Genomic DNA, 19,506 nt, shown 5'->3' on the forward strand with positions numbered 1-19,506 from the left:
ACGGCCTGGTAGTTCAGCTGGTTAGAATGCCAGCCTGTCACGCTGGAGGTCGAGGGTTCGAGTCCCTTCCAGGTCGCCAAATTAATTTAATACGCGGGAATATGGCTCAGTTGGTAGAGCAATTGACTGTTAATCAATGGGTCACAGGTTCGAGTCCTGTTATTCCCGCCACTATAAATTAAATGTGTAACATAAATTTAATATATAGCATAAATTAAATATATAATACCAATTAAATATGCGGGAATAGTTCAGTGGTAGAGCGCAACCTTGCCAAGGTTGAAGTCGCGAGTTCGAATCTCGTTTCCCGCTCCATATAATATATGGGTGCATAGCTCAGCTGGATAGAGCAACGCCCTTCTAAGGCGTGTGTCCGGGGTTCGAATCCCTGTGCGCTCACCAATAGAAAGTTTCACATTAGTGGAACTTTTTTTTTATATAAAATTATTTAAATAAAATTTATAATTATTTACTAACTTTAAATAATTTGTATATAGTTAGAGTAATATAGTATAATACATAGTGTGAAAGATTAAGAACTTATCAGACAGGAGGAATTAACTGTGGATATAAATTCTTTTTTGAGAAGTTTCTTTGATATAATTTTTAATTTGACCATAAATGATATAGTGGATATATCAATAGTAGCTTACTTATTTTATAAAATATTTATGTTTATAAAAGATACAAGAGCAGAGCAAGTTTTTAAAGGTATACTATTGTTATTAGTAGCTACACAACTTAGTAGCACTTTTAAGTTACATACACTATATTGGATATTAGTTAATGCATTAGACTTTGGAGTTATTGCAGCACTTATAATATTCCAACCAGAGCTTAGAGCAGGCCTTGAACATATAGGTAGAGCCAAGTTTAATATTTTTGGAAAAAATGGTTTAAATACACCAGAAGAAACTCTTAATAAAACAATAGAAGAAATAGTAGAAGCACTATATTCATTATCAAGACAAAAAATAGGAGCCCTTATTATTATGGAAAGACAAACCAAAATAGGAGAAATAATAAATACGGGAACTATTATAGACGGTGAAGTATCAAGACAATTATTAATAAATATATTTATTCCTAATACACCGCTTCATGATGGAGCAGTGGTTGTTAGAGGATCGCAGGTTAAAGCAGCCGCATGTTTCTTACCATTAACAGAAAGTAAAGATTTAAGCAAGGATTTAGGTACTAGACATAGAGCAGCAGTAGGTGTTAGTGAAGTTTCAGATTGTATATCATTGATTGTTTCAGAAGAAACGGGAGATGTATCTATAGCTAAAGCAGGAAAGCTATATAGGAATATATCGAAGGATAGGATGACTAATATATTAAGAAGTAATCTGAAAACTATTACAGATGAAAAAAGCTTTTTTAAAGGCGGGATATTCAGATGATAGATCAATTAAAACATAATACTAGAATAAAGTTAATATCGTTATTAAGCGCAGTAGTACTATGGATGTATGTTATGGCAGTTGTAGATCCAGAAGAAACAAAACTATTTGAAGATATACCAGTAGAAATAACTAATATGAATCAACTTGCAGACAAGGATTTGGTAATTTATCCGGAAGTAGATTTAACTACAGATATAGCCATAACAGGTAAGCTTTCAAATCTTCAAAAAGTAAATAAAAATAATATACATATTTACGGTGAAATAAATAACCTTGAAGGAAATAGCGCTGGAGAAGGAAATAATCAGATATATTTAAAGGCAAGTGTTCCAGGTAAAGTTACACATGAATTTAAAAGTGGAGTTCTGGTAGTTAACCTAGAAAAGTTAGTAAAAGAAAAAAGAGCTATAGAAGTAAATGTAGAAGGTAAAGCAAGAGATAATATAGAACCGGTTACTATGGATAAAGATAGTGTAAGAGTTTCTGGTCCAAGAGTATTAGTAAATAAAGTTCAAAAGGTTGTAGCCACTCTTAATGTAGGGGATGAGGTTAATGACTCTTCTAAAGAATTAAGTTTGGTGCCTGTAGATGAAAATGGTAAAAAGGTAGAGGGAATACATTTAGATTCTTCTAAGGTAACTGTAAATGTTAAATTTTTAAAACAAAAAACCGTTCCTATAAATGTAAAGTTTAGCAACAATAGTCAAGTAGAAGAGAATCTGAAAGATTATACAATAAGTCAAAAAACGATAACTATAAAAGGTAAAAAAGATATAGTAGATAGTATAGATGCTATTAATACAAAGCCTGTAGATTTATCTTCTATAACAGAAGATACATCTAAGGATATATATTTAGAAATTCCAGAAGGTATATCAGTAGAATTTAAGTATATAACTATAAAATTAGACGCTGTAAAGTATATAAATAGTAATCTTACATACGCATCTGAAGATGTTGAATTAAGGAACTTAAGTGATACTATAGATATGAATAAGGTTAAAGTTCCAGGAAATATAAAAGTAAGTATAGAACATGGAGAAAATATAGATGCTCCAACCAAGTCAGATATAGTTTTATATATAGATTTTAATGAATCACCTAGTGAAGATGGGGGATATTTTATAAAATATGAAACTAAATATGATGCCAAACAAATAATAATTGAACCAAATGTAACAAGTATTTAGTAAAAAAATGTAAAAATTAAATAAAAATTGACTAGATAAGATGCAATTAAAACTACAAGTTTAAAATTATTAATGTAGTTTTTGTTGCATCTTATTTGTTTTCAATATACTATAAAAGTAGATGTATTTTGTATATGTATTTAAAAAAATAGCCTTGAGGAAAACGATATTTAAGGTAAATACATATAATTTGGTCAGATTTAGCATATATTTATTTTAAAAACTGCATTTAATATGTATTAAAATGAGGTGTAATAATTGAGAAACTTTGAAGATGTAATTAAATTTGCAAAAGAAAGAGGACCAAAGATTGTTGCAGTAGCTTGTTGTCAAGACAAAGAAGTGTTAATAGCAGTTGAGATGGCAAGAAAAGAAAGAATAATAGAAGCTATTTTGATAGGGGATATAGAAAAAACAAAAGAAATAGCTAAGGGGTTAGATATAAATATAAGCAATTACCAATTAATAGATATAAAAGATTTAGAACAAGCATCTCTTAAAGCCGTTGAACTAGTATCTCAAAATAAAGCGGACATGGTTATGAAAGGTTTAGTAGATACATCTATAATACTAAAAGCCGTTTTAAATAAAGAGATTGGATTAAGAACAGGTAATGTATTAAGTCATATTGCTGTATTTGATATAGAAGGATATAATAAGTTATTTTTTATAACTGATGCAGCTATGAACTTAGCACCAGACGTAAATATAAAAAAGCAAATCATAGAAAATTCATGTAAAGTAGCTCATTCGTTAGATATAAAGAATCCAAAAGTAGCAGTATTATGCGCAAAAGAAAAAGTAAATCCTAAAATGCAAGATACAATTGATGCAAAGGAATTAGAAGAAATGTGTGAAAGAGGAGAAATAAAAAATTGTATAGTAGGAGGCCCTTTTGCTTTAGATAATGCAGTATCTATAGAAGCGGCTAATCATAAAGGTATAAACCATCCTGTAGCAGGAAATGCAGATATATTATTAGCTCCAGATATAGAAGCAGGAAATATATTATACAAATCTTTAGTATTTTTCTCAAAATCAAAAAATGCAGGAGTTATAGTTGGTGCAAAAGCTCCAATAATATTAACTTCTAGAGCAGATAATGAAGAAACAAAATTAAACTCAATAGCGTTAGGTGTTTTAATGTCAGCTGGGAATTAAGAATATAGGGGGATATATATGAATAGCTTATTCAAAATATTAACGATAAATCCTGGATCAACATCAACTAAAATTGCGGTGTTTGACGATGAGGATATAGTATTCGAAAAAACTTTAAGACATTCATCAGAAGAAATCAGTAGGTACGAAAAAATATCAGATCAATTCCAATTTCGAAAAAATGTAATAGAAGAAGCATTAATAGAAGGTGGAATTAATATAAATGAATTAAATGCAGTAGTAGGTAGAGGAGGACTTCTTAGACCTATACAAGGTGGAACCTACACTGTAAATGATACTATGATAGAGGATTTGAAGTTAGGGGTATTGGGAGAGCATGCATCAAATCTAGGTGGAATAATAGCTAAGGAAATAGGGGATTCAGTTAATATACCATCCTATATAGTAGATCCAGTTGTTGTTGATGAAATGAATGATATAGCGAGAGTATCAGGAATTCCTGATATACATAGAAAGAGTATATTCCATGCGTTAAATCAAAAGGCAACTGCTAGAAGGGCTTCTAAGGAGCTAGGAAAGGAATATAGTGAATGTAATTTTATAGTAGTTCATATGGGTGGAGGAATATCTGTAGGAGCTCATGAAAAAGGAAAAGTCATTGATGTTGCAAATGCATTAGATGGAGAAGGTCCATTCTCGCCTGAAAGAAGCGGGGGATTGCCTGTAGGAGACTTAATAAAGATGTGTTTTAGTGGAAAGTATAGCCAAAATGATATCAAAAAGAAAATAAAAGGCAGTGGTGGATTAGTAGGATACTTAAATACTAATGATGTTAGAGATGTAGAGAAAAAAATAGAATGTATGGATGAGGAAGCTAAACTAATATATGAAGCAATGGCATACCAAATAAGCAAAGAAGTAGGTGCTTGCGCTGCAGTTCTTAAAGGAAATGTTGATGGAATATTATTAACGGGAGGAATTGCTTACTCAAATAAATTTACAAATCTTATAAAAGAAAATGTTGAATTTATATCACAAGTAAGAGTTTATCCAGGGGAAGATGAGATGATAGCTTTAGCACAAGGTGGACTTAGAGTTCTAAATAATGAAGAAAGCCCTAAAGAATATCTTTGTGAGTTAGGCTATATATAAAACTAAAATTAAGACTTGATAGGGGATATTTATGATAACTGAGGATAATAGAATAAGGATAATAACAGGACATTATGGGAGTGGAAAAAGTGAATTTGTAATGAATTATGTTACGAAACTAAGGACGCATATATCTGGTAAAATTGCTTTATCCGACTTAGATGTAGTAAATGTCTACTTTAGAACAAGGGAGAAAAAGGACTTATTAAAGTCTTTAGATATATTAGCTATAGATAGCTCAATTAATGCGCCAACATTAGATTTACCAGCAATTTCACCTCAGGTTGTGACACCAATAAATGATGAATCCTATGATTATATTATGGATATAGGAGGAGATGATGTTGGAGCTAGATTAGTAGGAAGATTTAGTAATGAAATAAAAGAAAAAGAATATGATATGTTTTGTGTAGTAAATGCAAATAGAGAGCAAACTCAAACTTATGACCAAGTTATTCATCATATAAATGCTATAGAAAGAACCTCTAAGCTAAAGGTAACAGGCCTGATAAATAATACACATTTAATAAGGTCTACTACTATTGATGATATTTTAAGAGGTCAAAAATTAGTAGAGGAGGTATCTAACGCTACTAATATACCTATAAAATATGTTACATGCATGGAAAGTTTAGTAGATCAGCTACCTAAAGACTTAAAGGGAGAAGTTTTTCCAATTAAACTTTATATGAGGGAAGACTGGATGTAACTTGAGCTCAAATATATGAAAGATTTAAGGGGGAATTTTAATGGCTAAAGGAACAGTATCTTTTAATCAAGACCGTTGTAAAGGTTGTGGGCTATGCGTGCAAGCATGTCCATTACAAATTGTTGCAATGGATAAAATGAAAATTAATAAAAAAGGATATAACCCTGCAACAGTTGTTGATATGGAAAAATGCATAGGATGTACAAACTGTGCAACTATGTGTCCTGATGAGGTTATTACAGTAGAAAAGTTTTAATTAAAATATAAAGGGGGGGTTTTTAATGGCTAAAATACTTATGAAGGGTAATGAAGCATTTGGAAAAGCGGCTATAGAAGCTGGATGTAAATACTTTTTTGGATATCCAATAACACCACAAAATGAAGTGCCAGAATACATGTCTAAAGAGTTACCTAAAATTGGAGGAGTATTTGTTCAAGCAGAATCTGAAGTTGCTGCAATAAATATGGTTTATGGAGCAGCAGGAGCAGGAGCGAGAGTTATGACTTCTTCATCTTCACCAGGTATAGCTCTAAAACAAGAGGGGATAACTTATGCGGCAGGAGCAGAACTTCCATGTGTAGTACTAAATGTGATGAGAGGTGGACCGGGTCTTGGTAGTATACAGCCATCTCAAGCTGACTACTTTATGTCAACAAGAGGTGGAGGTAATGGAGATTACAGAACACCTGTGTACGCACCTGCTACTGTACAAGAAGCTGTTGATATGATAATAGAAGCTTTTGATGTTGCAGATTTCTATAGAACTCCAGTTATGGTTGCTGCAGATGGTATGATAGGCCAAATGATGGAACCTGTAGAGTTTAAAGAAATGAAAAAAAGAGAGCTACAACCAAAAGATTGGGCAACAACAGGAACTAAAGGTGAGAGAAAACCTAATATAATAAACTCTCTATACTTAGAGCCAGAAATACTAGAACAACACTGTATAAAATTAGATAAGAAATATAAAGAAATAGAAAAAAATGAAGTTCAATGTGAAATGTATAAAACTGAAGATGCTGAAATAGTATTCGTGGCTTATGGTACAACATCAAGAATAGTAAAAAATTCAATAGATATATTAAGAGAACAAGGTGTAAAAGCAGGGCTTATAAGACCTAAAACATTATGGCCATTCCCATTTGCAGCTTTTGAAAATATACCAGAAGCTAAAACATTATTAACAGTTGAAATGAGCATGGGTCAAATGGTAGAGGACGTAAAATTAGCAATTGAAGGTAAATTACCAGTTCATTTCTATGGAAGAGCTGGAGGTATGGCACCAACTCCAAACGAAATAGCGGATAAGGCGATTTTGGTATTAGAAGAAGAATTAGCTACAGGGGGTGTTAAATAATGGCTGTTGTATTCAAGAAAACTGAAGGATTAACAGATGTTCAAACTCATTATTGTCCAGGATGTACACATGGTATAATCCATAGATTAGTAGGAGAAGTTTTAGAAGAATTAGATGTAATAGGAGATTCTATAGGAGTAGCTCCTGTTGGATGTTCAGTTTTATCTTATAAGTATTTTAATTGTGATATGCAAGAAGCATCTCATGGTAGAGCTCCTGCGGCAGCGACTGGTATAAAAAGAGTTCACCCAGATAAAACAGTATTTACATATCAAGGAGATGGAGATTTAGCTTCTATAGGAACAGCTGAAATAGTTCATGCTGCGGCTAGAGGAGAAAAATTCACTACTATATTTGTAAATAATGCTATATATGGAATGACAGGTGGACAAATGGCTCCAACTACATTAGTTGGCCAAAAAGCTACTACAGCTCCATATGGTAGGGAAATAGATAAGCAAGGTTTCCCAATAAGAATGAGTGAAATGTTATCAACATTACCAGGTGCTGTGTTTGTAGAAAGAGTTTCTGTAGATACACCCGTTAATGTTAGAAAAGCTAAAAAAGCTATAAAAAAAGCATTCCAAGTACAACAAGCAGGACTTGGATTTGGTATAGTAGAGGTATTATCTACATGTCCAACAAACTGGGGATTAACTCCTAATGATTCACTAAAATGGTTAAGAGATAACATGATTCCGTATTATCCATTAGGAAATATAAAAGATGTTGATTTAACTCAGGAGGTGAAGTAGCATGTCTACAGAAAGAGTAATATGTGCAGGGTTTGGTGGGCAAGGTGTTATGTCAATGGGACAATTGCTTACTTATGCAGGAATGCTAGAAGGAAAAGAAGTTTCTTGGTTACCTTCATATGGACCGGAGATGCGTGGAGGTACAGCTAACTGTGCGGTAACTGTATCTGATAAACCAGTTGGATCACCTCTTATAGCAAGTGATGCAACGTGTGCAATAGTAATGAATTCGCCATCACTTGATAAATTTGAAAGTGAAGTAGTACCAGGTGGAAAAATATTAGTAAATAGTTCATTAATAGAGAGAAAAGTAGAAAGAGACGATGTTGAAGTTTACTATATTCCAGCAAATGATTTAGCTATAGAATTAGGTAATCCAAAGGTTGCAAATATGGTAATGCTAGGGGCGTATTTAGAGGCAAATCAAACAGTAGAGACGGATTCAGTATTAGAAGCATTTAAAAAAGTTTTTGGTCCTAGCAAGGAGAAATTTGTTCCATTAAATAAAGATGCTTTACAAAAAGGTTCAAACGCAGTAAAATAAAACAAATAATAACAAAAAAAAGACAATAGAATTATTTCTATTGTCTTTTTATCGTATACGTATTAAAATGATTTTATGACTAAAAATAGAGAATTAAGCACATTTATATGCACATAATAATATATTATAATTTGATATGCTTTTCATAATGGAAGGAGATTTTTTCATGAGAAAATATTTCGGAACTGATGGAGTAAGAGGAATTGCTAATACGGAATTAACATGCGACTTAGCTTATAAGCTTGGAAGAGCAGGTGGATATGTACTAGCTCAAGGAAAAGAAAAAGTTAAGGTAGTTGTTGGAAAAGATACTAGAGTATCTGGAGATATGTTAGAATCCGCATTAACAGCAGGTCTTATGTCTGTTGGGTGTGATGTTATAACAGTTGGAGTAATACCAACACCAGGTGTTGCTTACTTAACTAAAAAATACAATGCTGATTGTGGGGTAGTTATATCTGCATCACATAATCCAGTAGAATACAATGGAATAAAATTCTTTAATAAAGATGGATATAAACTTGATGATGAACTAGAATTAAATATAGAACAATATATTGACAATATAGAAAAAGTAGATTATCATCCAGTTGGAGAAAATGTTGGGAAAAAAATACACCAACATGATGCACAAAGAGATTATATAAATTACTTAAAATCTATAATAAATGTTGATTTTAAAGGGCTAAAAGTAGTTTTAGATTGTGCAAATGGAGCAGCTTATAAAGTTGCACCAACAGTATTTGATGAATTAGGTGCAAGTGTAGTAACTATAAATAGTGAACCAGATGGTAATAATATAAATGATAAGTGTGGATCAACACATCCGCAAAGTCTACAAGAAGCTGTTCTGGCGCACAAAGCAGATTTAGGGCTTGCATATGATGGAGATGCTGATAGATTAATTGCTGTTGATGAAAATGGAAACATTGTTGATGGAGATCATATAATGATATTAAGTGCTATATACTTAAAAAATAAAGGTAAATTAGCACAAGATACATTAGTAGTTACAGTAATGAGTAATATAGGTCTTACTATAGCAGCTAAAGAGCATGGAATAAAATTAGCTACTACTGCTGTAGGAGATAGATATGTACTAGAAGAAATGAAAAATAGTGGATATAACTTAGGTGGAGAACAATCAGGCCACATGATATTCTTAGATTACAACACAACAGGTGATGGTGTACTTAGCTCTTTAGTACTTGCTGAAATAGTACTTGAAGAAGAGAAAAAAATATCAGATCTTGCAGCAGTAATGACTCAGTACCCACAAGTACTAGTTAATGCTAGAATAAAAAATGAAAATAAGAATAGATATATGGAATATCCAGAAATAAAAAGTGAAATAGAAAGAATTGAAGAGTTACTAGATGGTTGTGGTAGAGTATTAATTAGACCATCAGGAACAGAACCATTAGTAAGAGTTATGCTAGAGGGTAAAGAGGAAGGTCAAATAAAAGAATTAGCTACAAACTTAGCTAACCTTATACAAGAAAAACTATCGTAATTTAAAAGTGAATACTGAGATAATAAAGTATAACCCTAAAGCAATAATTAATGGGAGTGATATGCTAAGATATTCATCTTAGTATTCACTTATAAGCGCCAGAACTTAGTAATTGACAAAATACAAATACTTCATGGCTACTAAGTTGACGAGGTCAGAGTTTATCGAATTATCGGCGGATGCTCTGCGGTGTGGTTACCATCGTGAGGATTTCCTTAAATCTTAGAAGTAATTCTTTGGACAAAGGGAAATTTAAGTAATCATGACCTACCTCTAAAAATATATAAAATAATATTTTTAGGAGGAATTTAATATGTGTGGAATAGTTGGATATTTAGGACACAGACAAGCAACAGAGGTACTAATAGAAGGACTTTCTAAATTAGAGTACAGAGGATACGATTCTGCAGGAGTTGCAGTAAATGGTGGAAATTACTTAGAAATAAGAAAGTTCAAAGGAAGATTAGCAATACTTGCTGAAGATTTACAAAAGAACCCTATAGATGGTGGTCTTGGTATAGGACATACAAGATGGGCAACTCATGGAGAGCCATCTGATGTAAACTCTCATCCTCATTTCAATATGGATAAGACGATAGCAGTAGTTCATAACGGAATAATAGAGAACTACAGTGAATTAAAAGAAGAATTACAAGCTGAAGGTGTAGTATTCTTATCTCAAACAGATACAGAAGTTGTAGCACATTTAGTTGATAAGTATTATGAAGGAAATCTACTAGATGCTGTTTATAAAACAACTGAAAGATTAAGAGGTGCGTATGCATTAGGTGTTATATGCAAAGATAATGCAAATGAATTAGTATCAGTAAGAAAAGACAGTCCATTAGTAGTAGGACTTGGAGATGGAGAAAACTTCATAGCATCAGATATACCAGCAATATTAAAATACACTAGAAATGTATACTTCTTAGAAAATGGTGAATTTGTTCATATAGTTGGAGATAAATTAACTGTTTTAAATGAAAATAGAGAAGTTGTTCAAAAAGAAGTTACTGAAATAACTTGGGATGTTGAAGCTGCATCTAAAGGTGGATATGAACATTTCATGTTAAAAGAAGTTTACGAACAACCTAATGGAGTTAAAGAGACTTTAATAAGAAGATTAAATAATAATGAAGAAATTCAATTAGATGATATAAAAATGACTAAGGAAGACTTAGAAAAAATAAATAGAGTTTATATAGTTGCTTGTGGTACTGCATACCATGCAGGATTAGTTGGAAAGTATGCTATAGAGAAATTTGCTAAAATACCAGTTATAACTGATATAGCATCTGAATTTAGATATAGAGATCCGTTTATAGATGACAAGACTTTATTAATATTAGTAAGTCAATCAGGAGAAACAGCTGATACACTAGCATCTTTAAGATACGCTAAAGATAAAGGAGCTAGAATATTAGCAGTAACTAATGTTGTTGGTTCTTCTATAGCTAGAGAAGCTGATGATGTATTCTATACTTGGGCAGGACCTGAAATATCAGTTGCATCAACTAAAGCTTACACTACTCAATTAGTATCATTCTATATGATAGCTTTAGATTTTGCTATAAAGAGAGGTACTATAACTAAAGAATACTACAACGAAATGATAGAAAAATTAAAAGAAATGCCTGAAAAAGTTTCAAAAGCATTAGAACAAGAAGATTACATCAAAGATGATGTTTCTAAAACTTTAAAAGATGCTCATAGTGCATTCTACCTAGGTAGAGGGTTAGATTACAACCTAGCTATGGAAGGTGCATTAAAGATAAAAGAAATATCTTATATACATGCAGAAGCTTTCGCAGCTGGAGAATTAAAGCATGGTACAATAGCTTTAATAGAAAAAGGAACTCCAGTTATAGCTATAGCTACTCAAGGAGAACTATTTGAAAAAATGGTATCTAACATGGAAGAAGTTAGAGCAAGAGGAGCTTATGTAATAGCAATAGCTCAAGAGAAAAATGTAGAAGTAGAAAAAGCAGCTGATAAGGTAATATATATACCAAATGTAGATGATATATTATCAAGTATATTAACTGTATTACCTCTTCAATTATTATCTTACTACGTTGCAGTTGAAAGGGGCTGTGATGTAGATAAGCCAAGAAACTTAGCTAAATCAGTAACAGTTGAATAATAAAATTTAAACAATTAAAAACAAAATACTAACATAGTATATAAAGTATATCCTCCTTAAAATTGTCAATAATCATATTATAAATATGATGATTTTAAGGGGGATTTTTTATGAAAATATTAAAATTAATTACAAGTTTTATATTACTGATGATAATTGGAATAGTAATATCATATGCTGATATTAGGTCAAACAATGAATACAATAAGTTAATACAAACTTTTAATGATACTCAAGCGAATTTTAAATTTTATAATATAAAGGCTAATGGGGTTATAAATTACGATATATCTAATAATGAGATGAGAGATATATTTGTGGAAATTATTAACAATTTAGGACTTGAAGAGAGTAATATGAAGTGGGAAGAAAATTGGAATAAGGACCAAAACCAGATATATGCACAAGTTCAGAATGATGGAAAAAATATTTCGATTTCTGGAATTAAAAAAAATGACGAAGAAGCATATATTATGGTTGACATATTAGAAAATAAAGTATATAAAAATATAGTGGATATTTATACAATTCTTGAAAATACGTTAAGCAAACATGTTCAAAAAGTTGACATAAATACGTGTATATCGGGAGAATACACAAAAAAGTTACAGATGAATAAATATGATGATATTTTTCAAGAAATATTATATAATATGAATGCTAAAGAAATAGATAGAGTTGAGGAAGAAAACTTTATATCTATAACAGCATATAGCAAAATTTTAAAGGATAATTACTTAGAATACTTAGGCGATAAGATAAATTTGAATATAGGAATGAGGTATAGTGAGGATGACGAAAAAACGATCATCTATATTGCTACGCCAATTATAAAATTAGATTATTAATTAATGAGGAGAGGTCAATAAAATGGCAAAGATAATAGTTAACAAAAGTAACCCGCTTAAGGGGAACGTTAAAATAGATGGAGCAAAAAACGCAGTTTTACCAATAATAGCAGCAACTTTATTAGCAAAAGGAAAATCTACATTAAGAGGAGTTCCAAATTTAAGAGATGTACATGTTATATCTGATTTATTAAGACATCTAGGAGCAGAAGTAGAATATGAAGGTACTACATTAACTGTAGATGCAACTAACATAACTACATGTGAAGCACCATATGAACTTGTAAGAAAGATGAGAGCATCATTCTTAGTTATGGGACCGTTATTAGCAAGATTCAATCATACTAAAATATCTATGCCAGGAGGATGCGCTATAGGTACTAGACCTATAGATTTACATCTAAAAGGATTTAAATACTTAGGTGCTGATGTAGATATGGATCATGGATTCGTTGAAGCTACTACTAAAAAATTAACAGGAGCTAAATTATATTTAGATTTCCCATCAGTTGGAGCTACTGAAAATATAATGATGGCAGCTGCACTTGCAGAAGGAACTACTATAATAGAAAATGCAGCGGAAGAACCAGAAATAGTAGATTTAGCAAACTTCTTAAATGAAATGGGTGCTAACATAAAAGGTGCAGGTACTAATACTATAAAAATAAACGGAGTTAAGGAATTACATGGAGCGGAACATAATGTAATACCTGATAGAATAGAAGCAGCAACTTACATGGTAGCAGCAGCTATGACAAAAGGTGATATAACAATAGAAAACGTGATGATGGAGCATTTAAAGCCAGTTACAGCTAAGTTAAAGGAAGCTGGATGTGAAATAATAGAATTAGATAGTGCAGTTAGAGTAATAGGACCAGAGACTCTAAAGCCAATAGATATAAAAACATTACCTCACCCAGGATTCCCTACAGATGTTCAAGCTCAATTTATGGCTATGCTTACTGTAGCTAACGGATCAGGGGTAGTTATAGAAACTGTATTTGAAAATAGATTTATGCACGTTGCTGAGTTTAATAGAATGGGTGCAAACATAAAGATAGAAGGTAGAAGCGCTATCGTTAATGGTGTTGATAAATTACATGGAGCTAAAGTAAATGCTACAGATTTAAGAGCAGGTGCAGCACTTATACTATGTGGACTTATAGCTGAAGGTGAAACTCAAATAGGTGAAATATACCACATCCAAAGAGGATACGTTGATATAGATAAGAAAATAACGGCTTTAGGTGGAAATATAAAGATAGTAGAAGATTAATAAGCACGTAATTTAATGTAATAAAAGAATAGGGTTTTTCATATACTTTAATGTTAATAAGAAAACTAAGGAGGAAGTATATGAAGAACCCTTTATTGATTTTAGCAGGTGTAGTAGTTTGCTCAATATCAATTCCAATACTTATAAGCGTAGTATCATATGATGATATTAATGTTAGTACACAAGTAAAAGAAATAAAAGAAGTAGCTACTAAAACACCAGTAGTAAACACTAAAAAAGAAAAAGAAAAAGAAGTAATAAATTATGAAACTATAGATAAAAAAACACCTACTATTAATGTATATAATCATAAGTTAGGTAAAATTCAAGCAATGAATATGGAAGAGTATTTATATGGAGTTTTAGCAGGTGAAATGTCTTCAGAGTTTGATATAGAGGCTTTAAAAGCTCAAGCTCTAGCAGCAAGAACTTATGTAAAATATAAAGAAAATCAAGGTCCAAATAGTAAGCATAGAAATGCACTTGTATGTACAGATTTTAGACATTGCCAAGAATATAAAAGTCCAGAAGAGCTAGAAAAGAAGAATGGTAAAGCTTGGATGGAAAATTCTTATAAAAAAATAAAGCAAGCAGTAAATGAGACTAAAGGTCAAATTATTACATATAAAGGAAAACCTATATTGACACTATATTTTTCAACATCATCTGGAAAAACTGAGAATAGTGAAGAGGTGTTCTCTTCAGCATATCCATATTTAAAATCAGTTGATAGCCCATATGATAAAAGTGCTCCTAAGTATATATCGGCATTAGAATTAAGCAATAGTGACTTTGTGAACTTATTTAAGAAAAGTTATGGTAATATCAAAATAGATGCAGGTAATTTAAGTAATCAAGTAAAGATTAAAAAAAGAAGTGAAGGCGGAGCTGTAGAAAGTATTAAAATCGGGAATAAAGAAATTAAGGGTACTGATGTTAGAAGTATATTAAATTTAAACTCAGCTAATTTTGATATGAAGTTTGAAAATAATTCTGTAAAAATTAATGTAAAAGGATATGGACATGGAGTAGGTATGAGCCAATGGGGAGCTCAAGGTATGGCAGAAGAAGGCTATAAGTACTATGAAATATTGTCTCATTATTATACAGGAACTAATATAACTGATATATATTAAAATAAACTCTATAAAGCAAAAAAATTGCTTTATAGAGTTTATTTTAATGTGAAAATTTAAGTTACTACAATATATATAAATATTTAATAAAATATATAATTCAAAAAAATTCATAAATTGTATAAAAATAGAAATTAACGCCAACAATATAAATACATAAATATTTGGAGGTGCTGTATGAAGAAAAAGCTATTAGAAAAAGATGGTTTTTACTTAGCCTTATTTGCGTGTGTTTGTTTGTTAGCGATTGGTGGGGTTTGGTTTACAAAAAATAATGTAGATGAATTAGCGTCTAATAAAGGATTTGTAAATCAAGCTGATAAAAATGATGATGAATTGCAATTAATAGAAAAAGATAATAAAAATGTAGTACCAACAACAACAGATTCAGAGCAAAACCTAGAAAAAGCTAAAGAAAAGGCTAAGGAAAATGATTCAAAATTAAGTTTTTTAGGAACTAAAGTAATTAGAGAATATTCAGAAAAAGAACCAAGTTATTCAAAAACATTAGATGTATGGGAAATACATAAAGGTTTAGATATAAGTGCAAAGAGCGGTTCTGAAGTTAAGTCTTTATTAAACGGTAAAGTTGAATCTGTATTTACAGATGATCAACACGGCGTTTCAGTTAAAGTAAAAAGTGATAATACAACAGTAGTATATTCTAATTTATCAAAAGATACAAAGGTTAAAAAAGACCAAGAAATTAAATCAGGAGATGTATTAGGAACTGTAGGTAATACAAGCTCAGTTGAAGGACAAGATGGATCACACGTACATGTAGAAGCATTCAAAGGAAAAGAATACATAGACCCAATGAGTTTAATAAAATAAAAAATATAACAGACTTAATCAAATTTGATTAAGTCTGTTATATTTTTTTGAAATGCTACATATATATGATTAAGGCTAGTATGTGAGGGGGGGAAGTCTTGAGATCTCATATAGAGGAGCGAGCTATCGTTGTAGCAAAATATATACTAGAAAGAAACACTACGGTACGACAAACTGCAAAAACATTTGGAGTGAGTAAAAGTACAATTCACAAAGATGTAACAGAACGTCTAGAGGAAATAAATCCATCTTTAGCTAAAGAAGTTAAGATGGTTTTAGAAAAGAATAAATCTGAGAGACACATAAGAGGCGGTATGGCAACAAAACTTAAATATGAAAAAGATATAAAAAAAGATGTAGGTTAAAGCCTACATTTTTTTATTTATAAAATAAATTTGTTACTTAAAAAATGAAGAAACTTTTCCTTGACTTAAACTTGGTTTTTGTATATTTTGTAATATAGGAGTATTTGCAAAAAAACGACAAGTTTAAATATAAATAAATATAAAAAGGAGTTGAAAAAATGGCGAGAGCTGATATAGGAATAGACTTAGGTACTGCTAATGTATTAGTGTATGTTAGTGGTAAAGGAATTGTATTAGAGGAGCCATCTGTTGTAGCAATAGAAAAAAGAACAAATTCTGTTTTAGCAGTAGGTGAAGAAGCAAGAAGGATGATAGGTAGAACACCTGGAAATATAGTAGCTATTAGACCATTAAGAGATGGAGTTATCTCAAACTATGATGTAACTGAAAAAATGCTAAATTATTTCATAAATAAAGTTGTAGACAAAAAAGGATTCTCAAGATTTTTTATGCCTAGGATAATGGTTTGTGTTCCAACTGGTGTTACGGAAGTGGAAAAAAGAGCTGTAGAAGAAGCTACAAGACAAGCCGGAGCAAGAGATGTATATATTATAGAAGAGCCAATTGCGGCTGCAATAGGATCAGGTATAGATATAGCTCAACCAAATGGGAACATGGTAATAGATATCGGTGGGGGTACAGCTGACATAGCCGTAATATCTTTAGGAGGAGCTGTTGTGAGCGAATCTATTAAAATAGGTGGAGATAGGTTTGATGAAGCCATAGTAAGATATATGAGAAAACAACATAACCTTCTTATCGGAGAAAGAAGTGCTGAAAAAATCAAGATAGAAATAGGATGTGCATTTAAAAGAGAAGAAGAAAAAACTATGAAGGTAAGTGGTAGAAATTTAGTTACAGGATTACCTGTATCTCTAGAAATAAATTCAACAGAAATTTTAAGTGCTCTTGATGAATGCGCTGAGCAGATAGTTGTCTCAGCACATAATGTATTAGAAAAAACACCACCGGAATTAGCAGCTGATATAAGTGATACAGGTATAATAATGACAGGTGGAGGAGCCTTATTACATGGTTTAGACAAAAGAATAGAAGAAAGACTAGGGATAAAGGTTACAATAGCAGATGAACCTTTAGCTTGTGTTGCAAAAGGAACAGGAAGCGCACTAGGGTCTTTAGACTTACTTGAAACAGGTGGTACCTTTAGAAGAAAATAAAATTTAGGGAGGTATTTCAATGTTAAATATAGATCAAATAAAAGAGTTAATACCACACAGATATCCATTTTTATTAGTGGATAAGGTTATAGAATTAGAAGAAGGAAAAAAAGCAGTAGGTATTAAAAATGTTACAGCCAATGAACCATTTTTCCAAGGTCATTTTCCAGAATATCCTATAATGCCAGGGGTTTTAATTGTTGAAGCTATGGCTCAAGTTGGAGCAGTAGCGATGATGTCTATAGAAGAAAACAAAGGTAAGTTAGGTGTATTTGCAGGTATAGATAAGGTAAGATTTAAAAAAGAAGTAAGACCTGGGGATACGCTAATTATGGAAGTTGAAATGCTATCTTTAAGAAGAAACATTGGTAAAGCTACAGCGAAAGCTTATGTTGGAGACGATCTTGTTTGTAGTGGAGATTTAATGTTTGCTCTTGTACAAAAATAAAATAAAAAATCATACTCGCACCATTATATTAGGTATAACTAATATAATGGTGCGAGTTTTTTATTGAGCAACGTGTTGACGAATATTTTGAGTAACGTGTTGACGAATCTTTTAGGTAGAAAGTAATAAAGCTAACGAAATTACTTCAGCTAATTCTATTATGAAGCTAAGTCGTACATTATTAAATGAAAACCTATTATTTTCATCTATCTTATCAACTATTCCTACAATAGAATGGTTTCCTATTTGAGGGAGTTTTTTTTCCAACACCTTTTCCAGGTAAAATTGGGCCTTCTCTAATTTGTATATTACCTATACTACTTTTTGATCCTAAACAGGCATCTATAGCTAGAAAATTTCCTTTTGGATGAGTTTGTTTTATATGATCAATAGATTCGTATATATTTAAAGCGTGGATAGGATTATCTAATGTACCGTAAACGGGGTATTTAAAATCACTATTTTGCAACATTGTACCAACTAATGGTCCTAGAGCATCTCCGATAGCTCTGTCTGTTCCTATGCAAACTACAACTGTATTTTCATCGATTAAATCTTTAAGTATTGAGCTCAATACTTCTACAACGTTCTCTTTTTTATAATTCACTTTGGCTAAATACATAGGCACACCCCCTTCAAAAGAAATATATGAATTTCTAATTTAAAAAATACCTTTCTTAGGCTACATAATTTATAATATGAAAAGGGTGCCAAATAGGATACTATATAGTTCATATAGTACAGGCAATAATATTTTAGATATTAAAATTAGTCTAAAAATTATTGACATGATTTTATAAAAATAGTAATATAGATAGTAATGAAATAGTAAAAAAGAACTTAATAACTTTCTTGATTACCTTATCAAGAGCGGCGGAGGGACAGGCCCTGTGAAGCCCAGCAACCACCCATTAGGGAAAAGGTGCTAAATCCTACAAGACTAGATGTCTTGAGAGATGAGGTTAGTTAATTAATGTATTGAATATACAAAATTAACCTCTTCTTGCATAAGAAGAGGTTTTTTTATTCAGTAATAATTATGAAACTATTACCTCTTAATATATAGCGTAAGGTTTTAAATATATAAAGTGAAATCAATTAAAAGACATTCATAATTGGATTTGTATATGGTAGAAATTAAACCAAGAAATTATAAACTAAGGAGGAACTAAAATGGCAAGACATTTATTTACATCAGAATCAGTAACAGAAGGGCATCCAGATAAAATATGTGATCAAATATCAGATGCAATATTAGACGAATTATTAAAGCAAGATCCATTATCAAGAGTTGCTTGTGAGACTACAGTAACAACAGGACTAGTGCTTGTAGCCGGAGAAATAACAACAAAAGCATATGCTGATATACCTAAAATAGTAAGAGAAACAGTAAGAGAGATAGGATACAATAGGGCAAAATACGGATTTGACTGTGATACTTGTGCAGTTATAACTTCTATAGATGAACAATCAGGAGATATAGCTATGGGTGTTGATGAAGCATTAGAAAATAGAGATGGACAAACATC

21 protein-coding genes, 4 tRNA genes and 1 riboswitch are annotated in these 19,506 nt (G+C 31.4%); of the genes, 23 read left to right on the top strand and 2 right to left on the bottom strand.

The annotated features are described in order from the left end of the window. Positions 1 to 2: 2 nt before the first annotated feature. The 22 genes from BN899_RS16040 (at position 3) to fabZ (ending at position 17,977) form a co-directional block, all read left to right on the top strand. A tRNA-Asp gene (locus tag BN899_RS16040) sits at positions 3 to 79 on the top strand. 16 nt (positions 80 to 95) lie between these two features. Continuing rightward, positions 96 to 171, top strand: a tRNA-Asn gene (locus BN899_RS16045). Positions 172 to 240: 69 nt separating this feature from the next. Further along, positions 241 to 315, top strand: a tRNA-Gly gene (locus tag BN899_RS16050). A gap of 10 nt (positions 316 to 325) precedes the next feature. Then, positions 326 to 402: transfer RNA gene (locus BN899_RS16055), tRNA-Arg, on the top strand. Between the two features lie 161 nt (positions 403 to 563). Beyond that, on the top strand, positions 564 to 1,403 hold the full coding sequence (cdaA, locus tag BN899_RS16060) for a diadenylate cyclase CdaA (RefSeq protein WP_042277544.1): 840 nt from the start codon (positions 564 to 566) through the stop codon (positions 1,401 to 1,403). Beyond that, positions 1,400 to 2,596 carry a CdaR family protein gene (locus BN899_RS16065; RefSeq protein ID WP_042277546.1) on the top strand — a complete coding sequence of 399 codons (1,197 nt, stop codon included), beginning with the start codon at positions 1,400 to 1,402 and terminating at the stop codon, positions 2,594 to 2,596. Before cdaA ends, BN899_RS16065 begins: the two co-directional genes overlap by 4 nt. 258 nt (positions 2,597 to 2,854) lie before the next feature. Beyond that, a complete protein-coding gene (ptb, locus tag BN899_RS16070; RefSeq protein WP_042277549.1) occupies positions 2,855 to 3,757 on the top strand; it encodes a phosphate butyryltransferase in 903 nt (300 codons plus the stop codon). 18 nt (positions 3,758 to 3,775) lie between these two features. Further along, positions 3,776 to 4,870, top strand: coding sequence for a butyrate kinase (gene buk, locus BN899_RS16075; RefSeq protein WP_042277551.1), 1,095 nt, complete (start codon positions 3,776 to 3,778; stop codon positions 4,868 to 4,870). Between the two features lie 31 nt (positions 4,871 to 4,901). Further along, positions 4,902 to 5,579, top strand: coding sequence for a hypothetical protein (locus BN899_RS16080; protein ID WP_042277554.1), 678 nt, complete (start codon positions 4,902 to 4,904; stop codon positions 5,577 to 5,579). Between the two features lie 40 nt (positions 5,580 to 5,619). Further along, complete coding sequence (locus tag BN899_RS16085) at positions 5,620 to 5,835, top strand: 4Fe-4S binding protein (protein ID WP_042277557.1); 216 nt, start codon at positions 5,620 to 5,622, stop codon at positions 5,833 to 5,835. A gap of 25 nt (positions 5,836 to 5,860) precedes the next feature. Then, positions 5,861 to 6,937, top strand: coding sequence for a 3-methyl-2-oxobutanoate dehydrogenase subunit VorB (locus tag BN899_RS16090; protein WP_042277559.1), 1,077 nt, complete (start codon positions 5,861 to 5,863; stop codon positions 6,935 to 6,937). Then, positions 6,937 to 7,692: a thiamine pyrophosphate-dependent enzyme gene (locus BN899_RS16095; protein WP_042277562.1), complete on the top strand. Its 756-nt coding sequence runs from the start codon at positions 6,937 to 6,939 to the stop codon at positions 7,690 to 7,692. Before BN899_RS16090 ends, BN899_RS16095 begins: the two co-directional genes overlap by 1 nt. A 1-nt stretch (position 7,693) precedes the next feature. After that, positions 7,694 to 8,236 carry a 2-oxoacid:acceptor oxidoreductase family protein gene (locus BN899_RS16100; protein ID WP_042277564.1) on the top strand — a complete coding sequence of 181 codons (543 nt, stop codon included), beginning with the start codon at positions 7,694 to 7,696 and terminating at the stop codon, positions 8,234 to 8,236. 166 nt (positions 8,237 to 8,402) lie between these two features. Next, positions 8,403 to 9,749 (top strand): phosphoglucosamine mutase, encoded by a 1,347-nt coding sequence (gene glmM, locus BN899_RS16105; RefSeq protein WP_042277566.1) that lies wholly within the window; start codon positions 8,403 to 8,405, stop codon positions 9,747 to 9,749. A gap of 313 nt (positions 9,750 to 10,062) precedes the next feature. Continuing rightward, a complete protein-coding gene (glmS, locus tag BN899_RS16110) occupies positions 10,063 to 11,892 on the top strand; it encodes a glutamine--fructose-6-phosphate transaminase (isomerizing) (RefSeq protein WP_042277568.1) in 1,830 nt (609 codons plus the stop codon). 110 nt (positions 11,893 to 12,002) lie between these two features. Beyond that, positions 12,003 to 12,740, top strand: a complete 738-nt coding sequence (locus BN899_RS16115; protein WP_042277570.1) for a YwmB family TATA-box binding protein — start codon at positions 12,003 to 12,005, stop codon at positions 12,738 to 12,740. Positions 12,741 to 12,762: 22 nt separating this feature from the next. Continuing rightward, entirely contained in the window at positions 12,763 to 14,016 is a 1,254-nt protein-coding gene (gene murA, locus BN899_RS16120) for a UDP-N-acetylglucosamine 1-carboxyvinyltransferase (protein WP_042277572.1), read from the top strand. An 80-nt stretch (positions 14,017 to 14,096) separates the two neighbouring features. Then, on the top strand, positions 14,097 to 15,152 hold the full coding sequence (gene spoIID / locus BN899_RS16125; protein ID WP_042277574.1) for a stage II sporulation protein D: 1,056 nt from the start codon (positions 14,097 to 14,099) through the stop codon (positions 15,150 to 15,152). 177 nt (positions 15,153 to 15,329) lie between these two features. After that, positions 15,330 to 15,986 (top strand): M23 family metallopeptidase, encoded by a 657-nt coding sequence (locus BN899_RS16130; RefSeq protein WP_042277576.1) that lies wholly within the window; start codon positions 15,330 to 15,332, stop codon positions 15,984 to 15,986. Between the two features lie 98 nt (positions 15,987 to 16,084). After that, positions 16,085 to 16,351 carry a sporulation transcriptional regulator SpoIIID gene (gene spoIIID, locus BN899_RS16135; protein WP_042277578.1) on the top strand — a complete coding sequence of 89 codons (267 nt, stop codon included), beginning with the start codon at positions 16,085 to 16,087 and terminating at the stop codon, positions 16,349 to 16,351. Between the two features lie 158 nt (positions 16,352 to 16,509). Further along, the gene (mreB, locus tag BN899_RS16140; protein WP_042277580.1) at positions 16,510 to 17,529 is read left to right on the top strand and encodes a rod shape-determining protein; all 1,020 of its coding nucleotides are present in this window, start codon (positions 16,510 to 16,512) and stop codon (positions 17,527 to 17,529) included. Positions 17,530 to 17,548: 19 nt separating this feature from the next. After that, positions 17,549 to 17,977, top strand: a complete 429-nt coding sequence (gene fabZ, locus BN899_RS16145; RefSeq protein WP_042277581.1) for a 3-hydroxyacyl-ACP dehydratase FabZ — start codon at positions 17,549 to 17,551, stop codon at positions 17,975 to 17,977. A 111-nt stretch (positions 17,978 to 18,088) separates the two neighbouring features. Here the strand turns inward: fabZ and BN899_RS20870 are convergent, their stop codons facing one another. Continuing rightward, a complete protein-coding gene (locus BN899_RS20870; RefSeq protein WP_334291374.1) occupies positions 18,089 to 18,247 on the bottom strand; it encodes a DUF1256 domain-containing protein in 159 nt (52 codons plus the stop codon). Then, complete coding sequence (gene yyaC / locus BN899_RS16150) at positions 18,192 to 18,599, bottom strand: spore protease YyaC (RefSeq protein WP_330362588.1); 408 nt, start codon at positions 18,597 to 18,599, stop codon at positions 18,192 to 18,194. The genes BN899_RS20870 and yyaC overlap by 56 nt, the downstream gene beginning before the upstream one ends. 236 nt (positions 18,600 to 18,835) lie before the next feature. Next, a riboswitch (SAM riboswitch) is annotated at positions 18,836 to 18,940 on the top strand. A 210-nt stretch (positions 18,941 to 19,150) separates the two neighbouring features. Between yyaC and BN899_RS16155 the strand changes: the two genes are divergently transcribed. Beyond that, a partial coding sequence (locus BN899_RS16155) for an S-adenosylmethionine synthetase N-terminal domain-containing protein (protein WP_042277583.1) occupies positions 19,151 to 19,506 on the top strand: 356 nt, incomplete at its 3' end.

Origin of the sequence: Faecalimicrobium dakarense, from assembly GCF_000499525.1 — a bacterium.
In the GTDB taxonomy this organism is placed as follows: domain Bacteria; phylum Bacillota; class Clostridia; order Peptostreptococcales; family Peptostreptococcaceae; genus Faecalimicrobium; species Faecalimicrobium dakarense.

What these genes read in the sequence shown, in the direction of transcription:
- mreB (WP_042277580.1), top strand. Translation starts at nt 16,510, where the DNA reads ATGGCGAGAGCTGATATAGGAATAGACTTAGGTACTGCTAATGTATTA.
- glmS (WP_042277568.1), top strand. Translation starts at nt 10,063, where the DNA reads ATGTGTGGAATAGTTGGATATTTAGGACACAGACAAGCAACAGAGGTA.
- BN899_RS16065 (WP_042277546.1), top strand. Translation starts at nt 1,400, where the DNA reads ATGATAGATCAATTAAAACATAATACTAGAATAAAGTTAATATCGTTA.
- BN899_RS16080 (WP_042277554.1), top strand. Translation starts at nt 4,902, where the DNA reads ATGATAACTGAGGATAATAGAATAAGGATAATAACAGGACATTATGGG.
- buk (WP_042277551.1), top strand. Translation starts at nt 3,776, where the DNA reads ATGAATAGCTTATTCAAAATATTAACGATAAATCCTGGATCAACATCA.
- BN899_RS16115 (WP_042277570.1), top strand. Translation starts at nt 12,003, where the DNA reads ATGAAAATATTAAAATTAATTACAAGTTTTATATTACTGATGATAATT.
- spoIID (WP_042277574.1), top strand. Translation starts at nt 14,097, where the DNA reads ATGAAGAACCCTTTATTGATTTTAGCAGGTGTAGTAGTTTGCTCAATA.
- glmM (WP_042277566.1), top strand. Translation starts at nt 8,403, where the DNA reads ATGAGAAAATATTTCGGAACTGATGGAGTAAGAGGAATTGCTAATACG.
- BN899_RS16095 (WP_042277562.1), top strand. Translation starts at nt 6,937, where the DNA reads ATGGCTGTTGTATTCAAGAAAACTGAAGGATTAACAGATGTTCAAACT.
- fabZ (WP_042277581.1), top strand. Translation starts at nt 17,549, where the DNA reads ATGTTAAATATAGATCAAATAAAAGAGTTAATACCACACAGATATCCA.
- BN899_RS16085 (WP_042277557.1), top strand. Translation starts at nt 5,620, where the DNA reads ATGGCTAAAGGAACAGTATCTTTTAATCAAGACCGTTGTAAAGGTTGT.
- BN899_RS16100 (WP_042277564.1), top strand. Translation starts at nt 7,694, where the DNA reads ATGTCTACAGAAAGAGTAATATGTGCAGGGTTTGGTGGGCAAGGTGTT.
- murA (WP_042277572.1), top strand. Translation starts at nt 12,763, where the DNA reads ATGGCAAAGATAATAGTTAACAAAAGTAACCCGCTTAAGGGGAACGTT.
- yyaC (WP_330362588.1), bottom strand. Translation starts at nt 18,599, where the DNA reads ATGTATTTAGCCAAAGTGAATTATAAAAAAGAGAACGTTGTAGAAGTA.
- BN899_RS16130 (WP_042277576.1), top strand. Translation starts at nt 15,330, where the DNA reads ATGAAGAAAAAGCTATTAGAAAAAGATGGTTTTTACTTAGCCTTATTT.
- BN899_RS16090 (WP_042277559.1), top strand. Translation starts at nt 5,861, where the DNA reads ATGGCTAAAATACTTATGAAGGGTAATGAAGCATTTGGAAAAGCGGCT.